This is a genomic window from Bacillus sp. WC2507, from assembly GCF_052656125.1.
Genome location: NZ_JBQXPN010000001.1, coordinates 1503375 through 1523525 on the forward strand (window position 1 = coordinate 1503375; position 20151 = coordinate 1523525).

The 20151-nt window shown below is 35.9% G+C and carries 18 protein-coding genes; 17 read left to right on the top strand and 1 reads right to left on the bottom strand.

The features are described from left to right. Window positions 1-58: 58 nt before the first annotated feature. Complete coding sequence (locus tag ACUN28_RS08120) at window positions 59-253, bottom strand: hypothetical protein (protein WP_061658350.1); 195 nt, start codon at window positions 251-253, stop codon at window positions 59-61. Window positions 254-722: 469 nt separating this feature from the next. Between ACUN28_RS08120 and accB the strand changes: the two genes are divergently transcribed. The 17 genes from accB (at window position 723) to ACUN28_RS08205 (ending at window position 18005) form a co-directional block, all read left to right on the top strand. Then, window positions 723-1211 carry an acetyl-CoA carboxylase biotin carboxyl carrier protein gene (gene accB / locus ACUN28_RS08125; protein WP_016086324.1) on the top strand — a complete coding sequence of 163 codons (489 nt, stop codon included), beginning with the start codon at window positions 723-725 and terminating at the stop codon, window positions 1209-1211. Between the two features lie 16 nt (window positions 1212-1227). Then, the gene (accC, locus tag ACUN28_RS08130; protein ID WP_016086325.1) at window positions 1228-2580 is read left to right on the top strand and encodes an acetyl-CoA carboxylase biotin carboxylase subunit; all 1353 of its coding nucleotides are present in this window, start codon (window positions 1228-1230) and stop codon (window positions 2578-2580) included. 22 nt (window positions 2581-2602) lie between these two features. Beyond that, complete coding sequence (locus ACUN28_RS08135; protein ID WP_000807630.1) at window positions 2603-2995, top strand: Asp23/Gls24 family envelope stress response protein; 393 nt, start codon at window positions 2603-2605, stop codon at window positions 2993-2995. Window positions 2996-3342: 347 nt separating this feature from the next. Then, on the top strand, window positions 3343-3735 hold the full coding sequence (gene nusB, locus ACUN28_RS08140) for a N utilization substance protein NusB (protein WP_000830249.1): 393 nt from the start codon (window positions 3343-3345) through the stop codon (window positions 3733-3735). A gap of 23 nt (window positions 3736-3758) precedes the next feature. Beyond that, window positions 3759-4619, top strand: a complete 861-nt coding sequence (gene folD, locus ACUN28_RS08145) for a bifunctional methylenetetrahydrofolate dehydrogenase/methenyltetrahydrofolate cyclohydrolase FolD (RefSeq protein WP_016086326.1) — start codon at window positions 3759-3761, stop codon at window positions 4617-4619. Between the two features lie 26 nt (window positions 4620-4645). Beyond that, window positions 4646-6004, top strand: a complete 1359-nt coding sequence (gene xseA, locus ACUN28_RS08150) for an exodeoxyribonuclease VII large subunit (protein ID WP_016086327.1) — start codon at window positions 4646-4648, stop codon at window positions 6002-6004. Beyond that, window positions 5994-6224 (top strand): exodeoxyribonuclease VII small subunit, encoded by a 231-nt coding sequence (gene xseB / locus ACUN28_RS08155; protein ID WP_000428423.1) that lies wholly within the window; start codon window positions 5994-5996, stop codon window positions 6222-6224. Before xseA ends, xseB begins: the two co-directional genes overlap by 11 nt. After that, window positions 6224-7114, top strand: a complete 891-nt coding sequence (ispA, locus tag ACUN28_RS08160; protein ID WP_016086328.1) for a (2E,6E)-farnesyl diphosphate synthase — start codon at window positions 6224-6226, stop codon at window positions 7112-7114. The genes xseB and ispA overlap by 1 nt, the downstream gene beginning before the upstream one ends. A 301-nt stretch (window positions 7115-7415) precedes the next feature. Further along, a complete protein-coding gene (gene dxs / locus ACUN28_RS08165; RefSeq protein WP_016086329.1) occupies window positions 7416-9308 on the top strand; it encodes a 1-deoxy-D-xylulose-5-phosphate synthase in 1893 nt (630 codons plus the stop codon). A gap of 3 nt (window positions 9309-9311) precedes the next feature. Further along, window positions 9312-10151: a TlyA family RNA methyltransferase gene (locus ACUN28_RS08170; RefSeq protein WP_016086330.1), complete on the top strand. Its 840-nt coding sequence runs from the start codon at window positions 9312-9314 to the stop codon at window positions 10149-10151. A 142-nt stretch (window positions 10152-10293) separates the two neighbouring features. Beyond that, window positions 10294-10743 carry an arginine repressor ArgR gene (gene argR, locus ACUN28_RS08175; protein ID WP_001032581.1) on the top strand — a complete coding sequence of 150 codons (450 nt, stop codon included), beginning with the start codon at window positions 10294-10296 and terminating at the stop codon, window positions 10741-10743. 267 nt (window positions 10744-11010) lie between these two features. After that, complete coding sequence (gene recN, locus ACUN28_RS08180) at window positions 11011-12750, top strand: DNA repair protein RecN (RefSeq protein ID WP_016086331.1); 1740 nt, start codon at window positions 11011-11013, stop codon at window positions 12748-12750. Between the two features lie 118 nt (window positions 12751-12868). Next, window positions 12869-14167, top strand: a complete 1299-nt coding sequence (gene spoIVB, locus ACUN28_RS08185; protein ID WP_016086332.1) for a SpoIVB peptidase — start codon at window positions 12869-12871, stop codon at window positions 14165-14167. A 288-nt stretch (window positions 14168-14455) separates the two neighbouring features. Further along, complete coding sequence (gene spo0A / locus ACUN28_RS08190; RefSeq protein WP_000411416.1) at window positions 14456-15250, top strand: sporulation transcription factor Spo0A; 795 nt, start codon at window positions 14456-14458, stop codon at window positions 15248-15250. Between the two features lie 165 nt (window positions 15251-15415). After that, window positions 15416-16387, top strand: a complete 972-nt coding sequence (locus ACUN28_RS08195; RefSeq protein ID WP_445423362.1) for a tyrosine-type recombinase/integrase — start codon at window positions 15416-15418, stop codon at window positions 16385-16387. An 817-nt stretch (window positions 16388-17204) separates the two neighbouring features. Next, a complete protein-coding gene (locus tag ACUN28_RS08200; protein WP_098271185.1) occupies window positions 17205-17474 on the top strand; it encodes a hypothetical protein in 270 nt (89 codons plus the stop codon). Window positions 17475-17537: 63 nt separating this feature from the next. Next, window positions 17538-18005, top strand: coding sequence for a hypothetical protein (locus ACUN28_RS08205; protein WP_098271184.1), 468 nt, complete (start codon window positions 17538-17540; stop codon window positions 18003-18005). The last annotated feature ends 2146 nt before the right edge of the window (window positions 18006-20151 follow it).

A 20151-nucleotide genomic window follows, 5' to 3' on the forward strand; every position in this document is an offset into this window, starting at 1 on the left:
TACGAATCGGATTGTTTGAAAATAGTTAATTGATGAAAATAATAATAGAAAAAAGCTATCATTTTCGATAGCTTTTTTCTATTTCGTCTTTGTAGTTGTTTTTACTATGCTCAACTCGGAACGGAGAGATACGTTGTGAGTAAAAGATTAGCGGTTCATGGTAGCGATGGTTACTTTTTCCGGATTTGACGTGGATGAAGAGAACGAATGCCCAGACCATTACGGCAGGTAAGAAGAGAATGAGCCATATCATATGTCCACACCTCGATACGATATATTTTCTACACTTTGAACATACTATTCTTATATGAAGGAATGATGAACGGTGTGTAAACAAAAAAATAATATTTGGTAAAAATATGTTATTGACTATAGATGAGGTGAAGAGTGGAGCGGTAATTATCTGTTTATTGTGTAGCCTTTTGAAAAAGTAAGGAATGTTTTTGAGGAAGTGGTCTTGCCAATTTCATGTGAAACTTGGTATTATTACTAGGTAATAAATTTTTATTGGAATAATATTTTTACAGGAGTTTCGATTTATTATAAAGAAATATAAATTGGAATGTTTAAAAAATTTATCGTAAGATGGAAATAGTAACTATTTCTATTAGGAAATGAAATGCATTTTCTAATAGAGTACATCGTATTTTTACAGTCAATCTAGTTTTAGTGACGAGAATCTGTAAAAACGGGACAAACAAGAGTATGGGAGTGGATTTTACATGTTTAAAATTCAAGAAGTTCGTGAATTAATTAAATTAATTGATAGCTCTAATATTGATGAATTTGAATACAAAAAAGATGGTACGACAATCAAAATGAAAAAGCGTGGTAATGAAGTTGTTGCGGTGCAAGCACCTGTAGCAAAACAAGCCGTGCAACCAGTAGCACCTGTTGAAGTTGAAACAACAGTAGCGGCAGCACAAGTGGAAGTACCAAATCAAGAAGAGAAAAAATCTGTTCAAAATGAGAACCTACATAAAATTACATCACCGATGGTAGGTACATTCTATTCTTCTTCTTCGCCTGATACACCTGCATATGTAAGTGTAGGGGATAGAGTATCGAAAGATTCTATTGTATGTATTGTCGAGGCTATGAAGTTATTTAACGAAATCGATGCTGATGTAGATGGCGAAATTGTTGAGATTCTTGTTAATAATGGACAGCTTGTGGAGTATGGACAACCGCTATTTCTTGTAAAAGCGTAATAAGGGAGTCTTTGTGATGATAAAAAAAGTATTAATAGCCAATCGTGGGGAAATTGCTGTACGAATTATTCGTGCTTGTAAAGAAATGGATATTGAAACAGTCGCAATTTATTCAGAAGCAGATAAAGAGTCACTTCACGTACAAATTGCTGATGAGGCGTATTGTGTAGGACCAACGATTTCGAAAGAAAGTTATTTAAATTTGACGAACATTATTAGTGTTGCGAAGTTAACAGGCTGCGATGCTATTCATCCGGGATACGGATTTTTAGCAGAGAATGCAGATTTTGCAGAGTTATGCCGTGAATGTAACTTAATTTTTATCGGTCCAAGTCCAGAAGCTATTTCAAAGATGGGCACAAAAGACGTTGCTCGTGATACAATGAAAGAAGCAGGGGTTCCGATTGTACCAGGTTCACAAGGGATTATTAAAAATACCGAAGAAGCGATCGAGCTTGCTAATCAAATTGGATATCCAGTTATTATTAAAGCGACAGCAGGTGGCGGCGGAAAAGGTATTCGTGTCGCACGTCATGAAGAAGAGCTTGTAAAAGGAATTCAAATTACACAGCAAGAAGCTAGTACCGCTTTTGGGAACCCTGGTGTATACTTAGAAAAGTACGTTGAAGATTTCCGCCATGTTGAGATTCAAATAATGGCAGATACACATGGGAATGCCATTCATTTAGGAGAGCGTGATTGTACAATTCAGCGCCGCTTGCAAAAACTATTAGAAGAAAGTCCATCACCTGCACTTGATGAAAATGTGCGCAAGCAGATGGGTGAGGCGGCAGTTAAAGCAGCGGTAGCAGTTGATTATACAGGTGCTGGTACGGTTGAGTTTATTTATGAATATAAAACGAAAACCTTTTATTTCATGGAGATGAATACGAGAATTCAAGTTGAGCATCCAGTTACTGAAATGGTAACAGGGATGGATTTAATTAAAGAACAAATTCGTGTTGCTTCTGGAGAAAAGTTATCGTTACAGCAAGAAGAAGTACAATTTAATGGTTGGGCAATGGAATGTCGAATTAATGCGGAAAACCCTGCCAAAAAATTTATGCCATCTCCAGGTAAAGTAGAAATGTACTTGCCACCAGGCGGATTTGGTATTCGCGTCGATTCAGCTGTATATCCGGGATATTCAATCCCACCTTTCTATGATTCGATGGTTGCTAAATTAATTGTTCACGGGAAAACACGTGAAGAGGCAATTGCAAAAATGAAGCGAGCGCTTAGTGAATTTGTCATCGAAGGCGTACATACAACAATCCCGTTCCATTTGCAATTGCTAGATCATCCTGATTTTGTAAAAGGTGAGTTTAATACGAAATTTTTGGAAGAGCATGAACTTGTGACGCAGTGATACATTAAAGGAGGTTTTTTTCATGGCTGAACATATGTTAGATATGGGTCAAGATACAACTCTTGGTAAAGTAGAAATTGCACCAGAAGTAATTGAAGTAATCGCAGGTATTGCAGCTGCTGAGGTAGAAGGTGTAGCGGCAATGCGTGGGAATTTTGCTACAGATGTTGTTGAGAAGTTAGGTAAGAAAAATCATGGTAAAGGTGTAAAGGTTGAATTAGCAAACGAAGATATTATCGTTGACCTTTATGTTGTGATGTATTTTGGCGTAGCGATTCCGGTTGTTGCACAAAAGATTCAAGACAACATTCGCCAAGCACTCTTTACAATGACAGGGCTTGAGCCAAAAGAAGTGAATGTTCACATCGTTGGCGTAACATTCGAAACACAAAAAACAGAAATCGAACCAGTGTAAGAATGAAAAAGGTGCCTAGTAACATAGGCATCTTTTTTATCGTTTCATTTCTTCACAAATAAAAACCCTCTAATTATTATACTATTTCAAAAAATAAGAAATCAAAAAGAAAATGTTTCGTTTTTCCAAAAAACGTACATTGTGATAAGATATGGAACTTGAAGTTAATCTTTTTATTATTTTTCAGCCTTGTAACCCGTGTGTGAAACGATAAATTGTGTTATTATCATTGTATTATAAGGTTGGAAAATCAATGAAAACTGTAAGAGTAAGTGAATTGACGGCTTATAAATTATAATAATATAACAAAGCATAAGGAAAGACTTGAAGCATAAAGGAGAGTTACAATGAAACGTAGGACGGCTAGAGAAAGAGCTATGCAAGCATTATATCAAATGGATATTACAGGTGAATTAGAACCGAAAGTAGCGGTGGAAAACACGCTAGATGAAGGTGAAGAAACAAATGAGTTTCTAGAATCACTTGTAGTAGGTTTTGTAGAAAATAAAGAAGTAATTGATGAAGCGATTCGTCAAAACTTAAAAAAATGGAAGCTTGAGCGTATTAGTATTGTTGATCGCAGTATTTTACGTGTAGCTGTGTATGAAATGAAATACATGGAAGAAATTCCACACAACGTAACAATTAACGAGGCAATTGAAATTGCTAAAACATTTGGGGATGAGGAATCTCGTCGTTTTATTAACGGCGTTTTATCTAATATAAAAGATACACTGTAATTTCTTTAAGGGGGAATCTTAAAATGGTAGCAGTAATCATCAAAGGAAATGAAGTTGCGGAGAAAAAACGAGCACAATTAACAGAAGAAGTTGTGAAGTTGAAAGCGCAAGGGATTGTACCAGGATTAGCAGTTATTCTAGTTGGAGAAGATCCAGCATCTCGTTCTTATGTAAAAGGAAAAGAAAAGGGCTGTGAACAAGTAGGAATCTATTCAGAGCTAATTGAACTTCCTGAAACAATTACTGAGGAGCGTTTGCTTGCTGAAATCGATCGCTTAAATGGCGATGACCGTATTAATGGCATATTAGTGCAATTACCTTTACCAAAACATATTGAAGAAAAAGCTATCATTGAAAGAATTTCACCAGAAAAAGATGTAGATGGATTTCACCCAATCAGCGTGGGACGTATGATGACGGGACAAGATACATTCCTTCCATGTACACCGCACGGTATTGTAGAATTAGTAAAAGAAACAAATCTTGATATCTCGGGAAAACATGTTGTAGTAATTGGAAGAAGTAATATTGTCGGCAAGCCAGTGGGGCAATTGTTCTTAAATGAAAATGCAACTGTCACATATTGTCATTCTAAAACGCAAAATATGAAAGAGTTAACGAAGTTAGCTGATATTTTAATCGTAGCTGTTGGACGACCTAAAATGGTAACAGCTGATTATATTAAAGAAGGAGCGGTTGTAATCGACGTTGGTGTAAACCGTTTAGAAACAGGTAAACTTTGTGGTGATGTTGACTTTGACAACGTGTTAGATGTTGCAGGTTACATTACACCTGTACCAAAGGGTGTTGGTCCAATGACGATCACAATGCTTCTTCATAATACTGTTGAATCTGCTAAACGTGCAGGTGTCGTTTGTAAATAATTTGAGTCGGCTATGAGGAGAGAGAAATGGAGAAACAATATTTAACCGTTACAGCGTTAACACGCTATATAAAAACAAAAATAGAATATGATCCGCATTTACAGTCTGTTTGGTTAAAAGGTGAAATTTCCAACTTTAAAAATCATAGTCGTGGCCACATGTACTTTACATTGAAAGATGAAAATGCAAGAATCGCAACGGTTATGTTTGCGGGTCATAATCGTAATATTAAATTCAGACCTGAAAATGGGATGAAGGTACTTGTGAAGGGGAAAATTTCCGTTTACGAGGCGAGTGGTTCTTATCAAATTTATATTCAAGATATGCAGCCTGACGGAGTCGGAAACCTGCATTTAGCTTACGAACAATTAAAGGTTCGTTTAGAGGAAGAAGGTTTGTTTTCTCAAGTTTATAAAAAAACAATTCCTCCTTATGCTAAAACAATAGGTGTGATTACGTCGCCAACAGGGGCAGCGATTCGTGATGTTATAACAACGATTAAACGTCGTTATCCAATTGGAAATGTTATTGTGTTTCCGGTACTTGTACAGGGGGAGTCAGCAGCTCCCTCAATTGTACAAGCGATTCGTACAGCGAATGCAATGGGAGAGATAGATGTCCTAATCGTTGGGCGCGGGGGAGGCTCTATTGAAGAATTATGGGCTTTCAATGAAGAAATGGTAGCAAGGGCAATCTTTAAGAGTGATATCCCTATTATTTCGGCAGTAGGACATGAAACGGACTTTACAATTGCGGATTTTGTTGCCGATTTACGTGCGCCAACACCGACTGCAGCAGCTGAGCTGGCAGCGCCTAACATTATAGAGTTACAAGAAAAGGTATTACAAAGAACTCTAAGATTGCAAAGAGCAATGAGAGAGTTAGTACATAAAAAAGAAGAAAAACTACAAGTATTGCAAAAATCTTATGCGTTCCGTTATCCAAGACAAGTATATGAGCAAAAAGAAGAGCAATTAGATAGAGCGTTAGAACAGCTTGTGTTAGCGAAAGAGCGCTATATTGATAAAAAGGTAAATCAGTTAAAACAGCTTTCATTCTATTTAGAGAAGCACCACCCATCTCAAAAAATTATGCAAACGAAGGTAGCAGTTGAAACATTGCAAAAGCAATTGCAACGTGAAATGCAAACATTACTTCAAACGAAAGAATTTGCCTTTGTAAGAGCTGCTCAAAAACTTGAAGCGTTAAGTCCGCTTAAAGTAATGATGAGAGGGTACGGGCTTGTATATGATGAAGAGAAGCAAGTGTTAAAAAGTGTGAAAGATGTCAGCCTTGGAGATGCTGTTTCAGTTCAATTACAAGATGGAATACTAGATTGTAGCGTATCAGGCATAGAGGAGCGTGAATTGAATAATGGAAAATAAATTAAGTTTTGAAGAGGCAATTTCGCAACTTGAGCATCTCGTTTCTAAGCTAGAACAAGGTGACGTACCTTTAGAAGAAGCAATCTCTTATTTTAAAGAGGGTATGGAATTATCTAAGCTTTGTGATGAGAAGTTGAAGAACGTACAAGAACAAATGGCAGTTATTCTTGGGGAAGATGGAGAGCTTGAACCGTTTACTGCTTTAGGAGATGAAGCATAGTGACTGTTGCTTTTGATACTTTTTTGAAAGAAAGTAAAACTTTCGTAGAAGAGAAGCTTGTAAGCTATGCAAATGAATTACAATGTCCAAATGTACTTCGTGAAGCGATGGCATATTCTTTGGAAGCGGGTGGGAAGCGTCTCCGCCCGTTACTTTTATTTGCAACATTACAAGCGTTTGGTAAAGAAAAAAATCTTGGAGTAGGTGCAGCTTGTGCTCTTGAAATGATACATACATACTCGTTAGTTCATGATGATTTACCTTGTATGGATGATGATGATTTAAGAAGAGGGAAGCCCACAAATCATAAAGTATTTGGTGAAGCGATGGCAGTTTTAGCAGGCGATGGTTTGTTGACGTATGCTTTTCAAGTTATTATGGCATATGAACAAAAGGAAATTACTGCTGAGAAAAAAGTAAGACTTGTACTTGAGCTTGCAAAAGCGGCAGGGCCAGAAGGAATGGTTGGCGGACAAGTGGCGGATATGGAAGCTGAAGGAAAACAGCTTACGATTGATGAGTTGGAGTATATTCATAAGCATAAGACTGGGAAACTACTTGAATTCGCTGTACTTGCAGGATCGATACTTTCAGATGCCACAGAAGAACAAGAAGAAAAGTTACTTGCGTTTGCAAAATATATCGGTCTAGCGTTCCAAATTCGAGATGATATTTTAGATGTGGAAGGAACCGAAGAAGAGATCGGAAAACCGATTGGTAGTGATGTTTCCAACGAAAAGAGCACATATACGACGTTATTTACTGTAGATAGAGCAAAGGATATTTTAGAAGAAACAATTGCAAAGGCAAAAGATGCTATTGGTTCCTTGCAATTACAAGATGAATATTTACTATCTATTTGCGATTTGATTGCAAAACGTAATAACTAATATAACAGCGTTTCCATTTGTTGAGTCATTCATCATTTTATGATATAAATGTAGGAAAAGGTTTTTCTTTTCTTGTTATTGGCAAAAATATATGTAGATTACATTGCCGTTATCACTTCGTGTTAGCGGCTATTTTTTTCATCGCCTAAAGAAATATGGTTTATAATAGGATTAGGGCGCAATAGACTGGTTAATAGCAGGACAAGGCGAAAAATAAAAAAGAGAATTTCTTGTTTTGTGTAAATGTTTTTTATAATATTTGACATGTTGACAGATTATGAAATGAAAGTGAGTGATCCATGTGGATCTAACGCAAATTCAAAACCCTAGTTTTTTGAAAGATATGTCTATCAGTGAACTAGAGGGATTGAGTGAGGATATTCGTAAGTTTTTAATTGAAGAGCTCTCTCAAACAGGTGGACATATTGCACCTAATTTAGGTGTAGTAGAACTCACAATTGCTCTGCATAAATTATTTGATAGCCCGAATGATAAATTTTTATGGGACGTAGGACATCAATCCTATGTACATAAAATTTTAACAGGACGTGCAAAAGAATTCGGTACATTAAGGCAATATCAAGGTTTATGTGGTTTCCCAAAACGTTGCGAGAGTGAGCACGATGTATGGGAAACTGGCCATAGCTCGACATCATTATCTGCTGCAATGGGAATGGCTCTAGCACGTGATTTAAAGAAAACGAAAGAATATGTTATACCAATCATTGGAGATGGTGCTTTAACAGGCGGAATGGCTTTAGAGGCATTGAACCATATTGGACATGAAAAAACAGACATGATTGTTATTTTGAATGATAATGAAATGTCAATTGCGCCAAACGTTGGCGCGCTTCATAATGTGCTTGGACGTCTACGTACCGCAGGAAAATACCATTGGGTAAAAGACGAACTAGAGTATATATTGAAGAAAATCCCAGCAGTCGGTGGGAAAGTTGCTGCAACAGCAGAGAAAATAAAAGATAGTCTTAAATATTTACTAGTATCCGGTGTCTTTTTCGAAGAGTTAGGCTTTACATATTTGGGTCCAGTTGATGGGCACGATTATGAAAAGTTATTCGAAACGTTGCAATATGCAAAGAAAACAAAAGGCCCAGTGCTTGTTCATGTTATTACGAAAAAAGGAAAAGGTTATAAACCAGCTGAGAGTGATGTTATTGGAACTTGGCATGGAACAGGACCTTATAAAATTGAATCAGGTGACTTCGTTAAACCGAAAGAAGTTGCACCAGCGTGGAGTGCTGTTGTTAGTGATACAGTACTTAAGCTAGCGAGAACGGATGAGCGTATCGTTGCAATTACACCTGCAATGCCTGTTGGATCGAAACTTGAGAAATTCCAAAAAGAATTCCCGGATCGTATGATTGATGTAGGTATTGCAGAACAGCATGCTACAACAATGGCAGCGGGTATGGCAACACAAGGTATGAAGCCATTCCTTGCAATTTATTCAACATTTTTACAAAGAGCATATGACCAAGTTGTTCATGATATATGCCGCCAAAATTTAAATGTCTTCATCGGAATCGATCGCTCCGGATTAGTAGGAGCAGATGGTGAAACGCATCAAGGTGTATTTGACATCTCATTCTTACGCCACTTGCCGAATATGGTAATTATGATGCCAAAAGATGAAAATGAAGGGCAACATTTAGTATATACGGCGATGCAATATGAAGATGGACCAATCGCATTACGTTATGCGCGCGGTAATGGACTTGGTGTTCCTATGGATGAGGAATTAAAGGCGATTCCAATCGGTTCATGGGAAACGTTAAAAGAAGGTACACAAGCGGCTATTTTAACATTTGGTACGACAATACCAATGGCAATGGAAGCAGCTGACCGTCTTGAAAAGGCTGGAGTTTCAGTGAAAGTAGTCAATGCTCGCTTTATTAAACCGATGGATGAAGCATATTTACATGATCTCTTAGGGAAAAATATACCGATTTTAACGATTGAAGAAGCGTGCTTGATCGGTGGTTTTGGAACGGGAGTAGTTGAATTTGCGTCTGAGAACGGGTACCATAGTGCGTTAATTGAACGAATGGGTATTCCAGATCGTTTCATAGAGCACGGTAGTGTAACAAAATTATTAGAAGAAATCGGTTTAACGACAGATGCTGTTGTAGACCGTATTCATACAATGATTCCATCAAAACAAAAAAGGGCGTAACAAATGAGTGCAAAAAAAGAAAGAGTAGATGTACTATTAGTAGAGCGAGGAATTATAGAAACACGTGAGAAAGCAAAACGCGCCATTATGGCCGGACTTGTATATGCGAATGAGATGAGACTTGATAAGCCAGGAGAGAAAATCCCACAAGATACAGAGATTACGGTGAAGGGACAAGTTATGCCGTATGTAAGCCGTGGTGGTTATAAACTCGAAAAGGCACTAGAGACATTTCATCTTGATTTACAAGATAAAGTTATGATAGATATTGGTTCATCAACTGGTGGCTTTACAGATTGTGCGCTTCAAAATGGAGCGAAATTATCTTATGCATTAGATGTAGGGTACAATCAACTTGCATGGAAATTGCGTCAAGATGAGCGTGTTGTTGTAATGGAACGAACAAACTTCCGTTACGTGACACCAGCAGACTTAGAGCGTGGTTTACCGCAATTTGCGAGTATCGATGTTTCATTTATATCATTAAAGCTTATATTGCCAGTTTTAAAAACAATGCTTATGCCGAATGGGGATGTAGCAGCGTTAATTAAACCTCAGTTTGAAGCTGGAAGAGAGCAAGTTGGGAAAAAAGGTATCGTTCGTGATCGAAAAGTACATGAAGCTGTCGTGGAAATGATTGTCGATTTTGCTGTAAAAGAAGGATACGATGTAGAAGGTTTAACATTCTCACCAATTACGGGCGGGGATGGTAATATTGAATTTTTAATTCATCTGAAATGGCATGGTGAACGTGAGAATGGCGAAAATCATTCTCCAGTTTCTGTTGAGCAAGTAGTTACAGAGGCGCATGATGTCCTAAAACAAAAAGGTAAAGGGGAATAACATATGTTGTTCCTCTTTTTGTTGTAATTGTATAATGATTGTAAAAACAATTGTGTACAAGTAACGAATTATAAGTTAACATAAATAAGTGAAGTATACCAATGTTTAAACTATGGTAAGAGATAGTGTGAGGTGCAAATGTATGAATAAAGGTCAGCGCCATATTAAAATCAGGGAAATTATTGCGAACAAAGAAATTGAAACACAAGATGAATTAGTTGATATTTTACGTAATGAGGGATTTAATGTAACGCAAGCAACAGTATCGCGCGATATTAAAGAATTGCACTTAGTGAAAGTGCCATTACATGATGGTCGCTATAAATATAGCTTGCCAGCAGATCAACGATTTAACCCGTTACAAAAATTAAAACGAAATCTAGTGGATTCATTTGTAAAATTAGACACGGCAGGACATATGCTTGTGCTAAAAACATTGCCTGGTAACGCTCATTCACTTGGAGCACTTATTGATCATTTAGAGTGGGATGAGATCATCGGAACCATCTGTGGTGATGACACTTGCTTAATTATTTGCCGTACACCTGAAGATACAGGTGTTGTCTCTGATCGTTTCTTAAATATGTTGTAACAAAAAAATCTTGTTTGCTTTCCTCTGTAAAGTGGAAAGTGAACAGGATATTTTTATTGGTTAAAAATGTGGATTTTTAATTGTAATATAATATTTTCTTTGAATAAAATTAGAAAATAGGTGGATTGACCCGTAAAACAAATGTTTGGTACAATGGAGCGGTTAGAAAAGTAATTTATACATACAAACATATAGTATAACTATTTGAATAAAGAACTGAAAAAAGCCCTTAATAGGGGATTAGTTTATAACGAGGTGAATGGAGCATTGTTATCGGAATTATCGATTAGAAACTTTGCTATTATTGAGGCATTAAATATTTCTTTTCAAAAAGGATTAACGGTTTTAAGTGGTGAAACAGGGGCCGGAAAATCGATTATTATTGATGCGATTAGTTTGCTTGTAGGTGGCCGTGGTTCAGCAGAATTTGTTCGATATGGAACAGAAAAAGCTGAGATCGAGGGGCTATTTTATGTAGAAGATGATAAGCATCCATGTATTGAAAAGGCAGAAGAGTTGGATATAGAAATAGAAGACGGCATGATTATTTTGAAGCGTGATATCGCTGCAAACGGAAAGAGTGTATGTCGTGTAAATGGGAAACTGGTTACCCTTAGTATATTAAAAGAAATTGGAAAAACACTTGTTGATATTCATGGGCAGCACGAAACACAAGATTTAATGAATGAAGAGCGTCATCTATTTATGCTCGATCATTTTGATGGAGAGCGTATTGTTAAACAATTGGATAGATACCAAAACGTATACGCTGACTATGAGAAGTTAAAAAAACAGTTAAAATCGTTAAGTGAAAATGAACAACAAATGGCGCATCGCTTAGATTTAATTCAATTCCAGCATGAAGAAATCCGTAAGGCGGATTTAAAGATGGATGAAGAAAATGAATTAACTGAAGAACGATTGCAAATTTCTAATTTCGAAAAAATTTACAAAGCATTAGGTGATGCATATCGCTCGTTAAGCGCTGACGGACAAGGATTAGATAATGTACGAAGCGCAATGGGACAAATGGAGAGTATTACACATTTAGATGAAGTGTATCAAGAGAATCATGATTCAATTGCAAATAGTTATTACTTATTAGAAGAAGTTGCGTATCAACTGAGAGAAAAGCTCGATATGATGGAATATGATCCGAATCGTTTAGACGAGATTGAAACGCGTTTAAATGAAATTCGTATGCTAAAGAGAAAATATGGAAATACTGTAGAAGAGATTTTAGCGTATGCTGATAAAATTGAACAAGAAATTTTTACGATTGAAAATAAAGACGTTCATATTGAAACGACGAAGAAGCAGTTAAAGGAATTAGAAAGTGTCATTCTGAAAGAAGCAACGTTGTTAAGTAATATGCGTCATGAGCTTGCAGAACATCTTACAAATGCTATTCATCAGGAATTAAAAGAATTATATATGGAAAAAACAAAATTTGAAGTGAGAATCATGAAGAGAGAAGGAAATGCTGAAGAGCCTCTTGTGGAGGGGGCCCCGGTAAGACTTACGTCGGATGGCTACGATCATGTGGAATTTTATATTTCAACAAATCCAGGTGAGCCGCTAAAACCACTTTCAAAGGTCGCTTCTGGCGGAGAGTTATCTCGTATTATTTTAGCTTTAAAAAGCATTTTTTCTAAGCATCAAGGTGTTGCATCTGTTATTTTTGATGAGGTGGATACAGGTGTAAGTGGTCGAGTTGCACAGGCTATTGCAGAAAAAATTTATCGAGTATCGGTAAACTCGCAAGTACTTTGTATTACGCACTTACCTCAAGTAGCTTCAATGGCGGATTCACATTTATTTATTCGAAAACAGGTAGCGAATGATCGAACAATTACGTCAGTTACCGTTTTAACTATGGAGGATAAAGTAACAGAAATAGCTCGAATGATTTCTGGTGTGGAAATTACAGATTTAACGACAGAACATGCGAAAGAATTACTTACGCAAGCGCATCATTTTAAACAGACAGCAGAGGCTATCCAGTAATGGATAGCTTTTTTTCTCAAATAATGATTACTTAATTCTTCCGGTTATAAATAAAGCACTGCAAGGAGAGATTAAAAAGTGAGGCCAAGAGGCTGAATGTGGGGTAGGAGCGAGGAGAGTGAACAAATTGAAATTAGAAAGATTTCGCAAAATAATAGGTATTTGTCTCCTTGTTTCTTTAGTTTTTATTGGATGTTTTAAACCGCTTCGGACGTTTATTTCATCCCCGAAGCAGATTGTTGTCTTTGAAGGACAACAATCAGAAATAGCTTCATTATCAGTATTTAAAGCTTCATCTACAGATCGTCATGTGTTTACAGTGAGTTCAAATGAACAAAAACAAGGACTTATGGTAAATTCTCATCAAAATGGTGAAGCGGATATGGTGTTTCAACTTGCTGGTTTTCCAGTAAAAAAAGTAAATGTGAAAGTATTGAAAGATTTCAAAGTTATTCCAGGTGGGCAATCAATTGGTGTGAAGTTAAACACAAAAGGGGTACTTGTTGTAGGCCATCATTTAATTCAAACTGAAAAAGGGAAAGTATCTCCTGGTGAAACAGCTGGTGTGCAAATTGGAGATATGATTACTGAAATTAATGGTAAAACAATTGAAAAAATGAGTGATGTAGCACCATTTATTCATAGTAGTGGTGAAACAGGTGAACCGCTTAATCTTGTTTTGTTAAGAGATGGAAAATACATCCGCACTAAGTTAACACCACAAAAAGACAGTGGTGAATCGTCTTATCGTATCGGTTTATATATTCGTGATTCGGCAGCTGGAATCGGAACAATGACATTTGTTCATCCTGATTCCATGAAATATGGGGCACTTGGTCATGTCATTTCTGATAACGATACGAAAAAGCCGATTCAAGTCGAAGATGGACAAATTATGCGTTCAACGGTTACATCAATTGAAAGAGGTAGTCATGGGAATCCAGGAGAGAAATTAGCAAGGTTCTCACCAGATCGTGAAGTGATTGGTAATATTACAATAAATAGTCCATTTGGTATTTTTGGGAAATTGAATACAAATATGACAAATGGCGTAATGGATAAAGCAATGCCTATTGCATTATCTCATCAAGTAAAAGAGGGACCGGCAAAAATATTAACAGTTATTGATCAAGATAAAGTGGAAGCGTTTGATATTGAAGTTGTTAGTACAGTACCGCAAAAGTTTCCGGCTACAAAAGGTATGGTAATAAAAGTAACAGACAAACGTTTATTAGCGAAGACGGGTGGTATCGTACAAGGAATGAGCGGAAGTCCAATTGTACAAAACGGGAAAGTAATTGGTGCTGTTACACATGTATTCGTAAATGATCCGACATCAGGATATGGTGTTCATATTGAATGGATGTTACATGAGGCTGGAATTAACATTTATGATCAAGAAAGAAAAGCGAGCTAATTATTTAATTAGCTCGCTTTTCTGTTGAAAAATTCGTTGAAATTTTGTAAAAGCTCCGCAAGAGGTGTTTTTTGTTGTAAAATAAAAGAAAAGGGTTGAACGTTTCGTTGTATTTCTATGATGGAATGTGTTGCGAAAGGGAATAAATGGACGATAAACATATTTTTTTGTGATTTTATCGGAAAGTAACAAACTTTAAAAGGGAATTTTCACACAATTGTCGAACAATTCATGTAGCCTAGAAGGATACACATGTCGGAGAATCGATTCGGTAAGGGAGGAAAAGCTGTGGAGAAAATTAAAGTATGTCTTGTGGATGATAATAAAGAATTAGTATCAATGCTAGAGAGTTATGTAGCTGCTCAAGATGATATGGAAGTAATCGGTACTGCTTATAATGGTCAAGAGTGTTTAAATTTATTAACAGATAAGCAGCCGGATGTACTTGTTTTAGACATTATTATGCCACATTTAGATGGGTTAGCTGTATTAGAGAAAATGCGACATATTGAAAGGCTAAGACAGCCTAGCGTAATTATGTTGACAGCATTTGGACAAGAAGATGTGACGAAAAAAGCAGTTGACTTAGGTGCTTCTTATTTCATATTAAAACCATTTGATATGGAGAATTTAACGAGTCATATTCGTCAAGTGAGCGGTAAGGCGAACGCTACCATTAAACGTCCACTTCCATCTTTCCGTTCAGCAACGACAATAGATGGAAAACCGAAAAACTTAGATGCGAGCATTACGAGTATCATTCATGAAATTGGTGTGCCTGCTCATATTAAAGGGTATATGTACTTAAGAGAAGCAATCTCTATGGTGTACAACGATATCGAATTACTTGGATCTATTACGAAAGTATTGTATCCAGATATTGCAAAGAAATATAATACAACAGCAAGCCGTGTCGAGCGTGCAATCCGTCACGCAATTGAAGTAGCATGGAGTCGTGGGAATATTGATTCTATTTCGTCCTTATTTGGTTATACAGTATCCATGTCAAAAGCAAAACCTACGAATTCCGAGTTTATCGCAATGGTTGCAGATAAGCTGAGACTTGAACATAAAGCTTCGTAAACGCTGTAGTATCAAGGTGTTAAGCGTATTTTATAACAAAATTTAATAACCAACGAATTACGTATGTAGGCAATAAAGTACATAGGTAATTGGCGGTTAATTTAAAAACCTTCTATTTATTGGATTGAAATTTTGATTCCAATAGCTAGGAGGTTTTTTTGTTGTATGAATAACTTTCAGATGAACGTTGAAAACTTTTTGCTTCATTGTGATGCAAAGCATCTAAGTAGGAAAACAATTCGGTCGTATGACCAAACGTTGAAGTTATTTGCTTCATATTTAGAAAGGGAATTAAAGATTACGGATGTTGATAAGGTAAAACCTCTTCATATTCGGACGTATATTAAATATGTAAGGGAACGTGGTAAATATACATTTACATCTAATACAGCTAGTGAACAAATTAATTATCCAACACGTAGAACTGATTACGGAAAGACCATTAGCGAAACAACAATTGCTAATTACCTTCGTAATATTAAGGTGTTTTTCAACTTTTTAGAAGCCGAAGAGGATATTGCTAAGAATCCAATATCTAATATTGAATCAATAAAGCCGCAACGGAAACAAAAGATATTGTTATCAGTAGATGAAATAAAGAAAGTGTTGTATTCAATTGATATAAGTACATTCCATGGGTTTAGAAGTTACGTCATGATTAAACTTATTTTAGATACAGGCATACGTGCAGGAGAATGTTGTAGTATGCAAGCCGAAGACCTAGATATAAAAAATAAAAGTATCTTAATTACGAATCCGAAAAATAAGAAACAACGATATGTTTATTTTTCTAATATCATGGCTAACGATTTAAAACGTTGGTTGAAGTATAGGGATAGATTTAGTGATGCAGAGTATTTGTTTCCTACGATAAGAGGGACAATGTTGAACGTCAATAATTTTGAGGCAAGTATTAGAAGTATTGGTAAAAAGGTAGGTGTACATTTCACACCTCACCAATTAAGAAATAACTTTGCAAAGTATTACATTCTTAATGGTGGTGATTGGTTTAGCTTGTCTAGGGTATTAGGTCATTCATCGGTAGAAGTAACTCAAAGGGCATATTTAGACTTTACTGATGATGAGATTAAAAATAAATATCAACGTCATTCACCATTAGCAAGTATGAAATTTTAAGTGAAAGAAACAAGCCACCTATTGCAGTAGGTGACTCAAAATTAAAAGTTATGTTTTAAAACTAAATATCGGATATTCCGTACATTTAGCACTTGTATTATACCATTTTTGAAAAATGGATAGCAAGGGGCTTAGTTAGTTATTGCCTTTTTACAAGTGTAAGTACAGGGATTTCCGAACGTGGGAATGACCTAACACCACGATAAACACTTGAACAGGTGAGAACCAGCCAACGTCAGAAAATGGGGTTCGTAGGCACGTTAGAAGCTTTCCTCGTTTGCTTGTGTCTAGTCTATGTGGAGAACGCACATAATCAGTTTGGTGGTTGCTTGGTGTACTACGGGTACAGGTAGCAACGAATAAGAAAGGTAACATTAGGTTACGAGTAATTAAGGATATGTCAGCAGTACAATTCCTTTCCTAAATTTTTCAGCATGTTGGACAAGCATGACATGTTAAAAGTTCGTTGTAGGTGAAAATCTAGTGTTCAAACGAGGTGTTACTATACGGATTCCTTAACCCGATAGACCATGAGAAGTGACAATGAACGTCTGCTTTATATCGCATTAACTTTCTTATTTTTGCGATATAAGGTAGTCATTCTCTGCCCTAGCCGTTGTCCTGTACCCTCATCCCATGATGAAGGACAGACCGCCGATGTCAATACGTTCAATTACGGTTTTATTGTAACTTTAAATAACGGTGAGTAATGATAAATTAAAAATCAATAGGGGGATGAAGTAATAAAAGAATATGATAGAATTGGAAGAGGATAAAGAAATTTTATCCAATTTATATAAAAGAGAGTAGGGAAGAAATGATTACATTTAACGAAATCTTAGAAATTCCACAAGGGGAGTATGGGCATATATATCCAATTACAGTAAGAACAAGTGATAGAGAAGAATATACTTATACAATTGAGGCTAAGAATAAAATAGATGATAGTGTATTATTAGAAAAATTAACTACTTATTTTGAAAAAGTGGAAAATAAAGAGAAGTTTATTGAGGTAGAAAAGGGAAAAGCGGTCAAAATAGCTTATATTATGGCGATTGATGTTCAATATAATCCTTTACCATTTTAAGTATATAAAATAACTATACAGAGGCGTTAGAGGGCTTTATATAGATTTGAGGAGATTAATTGAATGAATACCGCAATTGAAAAATTAAAAACAATGGCTAAAATAGAAAGAGAACTTCGGCTACTCGGAGAAGTTGCAATAAAGCATTATGGAGACGAGTGTGGGAGAACTACCGACGCAATTTCGATGGCACAAGATTTAATCAAAGCAACAGAACAAGTTGAAAAGTATGTTGACTTAGTTTTTATGAATGAGGAAGAGTATTTATTGTTCCCAGTATATACATACGGATACATGAGTGTTTTTGGAGATAGAAAAGGCGTTGAAGTTAGAGGATTTTTAATAGATAAGTTAGAAGAGGAGTTATTCCATGCGATATTACTAAGCGTAGACAGTGGGAATTTAGAACGTTTTGTATATGTTTGCATGAATGTAGGTGAAGTATTAAAAGAAGAATATTTGGAACGAGTAGAAAGTTTGAATAAGCAAAAAGAATTAGTATCAAAACGTTTCGAACAATTAAATAAATGAATAAAGTAGACATTGTAACAGAGAGGAATTATCAGCGTCTTTATTATTCTCCGGATTTATGGTTTATACATGAGATAAACTGGCAAACGAATATAATGACCTAGCGACAGAACTAGATGAATTAAAACCGACAGAGGGCGGAACGTCTGAAAAGAAGTAGAAAAGAAAACCGATTGATGATGTATTGTATCATGCAAAAGATATTTTAAAAGAAGCGTAAAACATTTAGATGGATAAGTAAAAAGACCGGTTTTCCATCGGTCTTTTTATTTTTTGTAAATGGGCTACGGTAGTATAGTTGTAATTGTACAAGACAAATAATTCTAAATTATTATTAATTAATGTGACAAACTAACGAAAAATATTGTATCTATTACTGTATAAGACAGGAAAGAAGTTAATACTACGCAACAATATATTATGAAACCTTGCGTAATACTAACTAGTAGTATTTAGTATCTTCCCGAACGAATAAACCAATAAGCCTTGTATAAAGAAAGCCTACGGGACGTAAGCACTAATAACGATGATAACCAAGAAATTAATGGCAAAGAGTGGGGGCGAAATAAGACATGGTTGTACGACTGGAGTTAATCAGTTACTCGTAAGCGGCGATATGCGGGTTATATAGCGAATCACCCGAAAGGGAACGGTGTTTGTTGGGCGTGAGAAACGCACCGTACGGCGTAATACGAAGCCGATAAGCTATAACCGTTTGTCGTCAATGCAACCAATCTCAATTCGAGACCTCGGCATCTAATCTAAGCCAGTACGAATGGGTGGGCATTTTAACCTCGTAAAATTTCAACAGGGGTTACTATGCCCAAAACTACATTCGGATTCCTAACAAACTCGCCAGTATAAAAGCGTCAAAATCAAAAAACAATAGATTTTTATAAGATTTAAAAGAAATTACTACCACTAACCACGTCTAGAGGAAAACAGGGCTTAAACGATATATAGAGTAAGAACTATATGGGGAAAACGAAAAAGGACGTCTAATCTAAGAGATTAAACGCCAAAAGAGAATAGATAAAGATAAAGTCCATAGAGGGGGAGTGAATCCCCTCGTCTATTGTAAGTATATCATAGAATCAGGTTATAAAGAATAAAGAATAAAGAAAACAAAACGATAGTGAACGCGACTAGGTTTGTTAATCGTTGGGGGAGGAAAGCCCGTAGGGACAACAAACGATAGTGCGTTAGAAAAGGATTAGTAATGTAATGATACGTAAATCAAAAGATAATTGTGTCAGAATGCGTTTCTCGGTGTTATAAAAAAAGGAATTTAATAAGATATCGGTAAGCTTAGTATATTGGGGGAAGAATAGACTAAGGGTATGGGGTTTTCTGTATAAAATGGTGCACTACTACTAAGAAGTTTTTATGTTTATTACTTGAAAACAAGGAAGTATTGAACGTATAATGAATGTAGAAATTATCAATGTATATTGAATGCACATTGAATATACATTACTTAATAAAGTAAAAAGCACCTCAAGTGCTACCAACACTGAGATGCTTTAAATAAAGATATAAAACTATTTCTTGGTGAGGGCTACTACAAGATTTAAAACGCCGAAAAGCACATTAAATACTAGTGTCAAGATAACACCCAACGCCATTACTGTTGGTAAATGCATAAACTCACCTACTTTCTATGAATCCTTCCGTACGCCAATACGAAAGGATTTTTTCATGTTTTTCTTAGATTATATTACGTTTCAAATTAAGACACACGATGTATGTATAAATTCTTTCTTTTTGGACATGGTGCGTTTTGTTATACATGCTTGTCTATCGTGCTACAAATACTATGAAACCATATTGTGAAAATCCTGGCAATAAAGTACATTTCGAAAAAAAATTCAACTAATAACGGCTGTTTCGTTACAGAATTTTATTTCTATATTTTTGCAAAAATATATGGTTTTATTTTTTTGATACTAACCGTAGGTTTTGAGTGAAGGGACTTTATTTTGTTTGGTATGATAGTAGGTTTGACTTTATGAATCATAGTCCTTTGTGATTGTGATTATTAATGAAGTCAGTCGTACCAACATTTAGTATTATATTTAAACATTCCGCTTTTGCTATACAACTTGTAAAAGTATCACATAGTTTGTGGTATAGGTAGAAAAGAAAA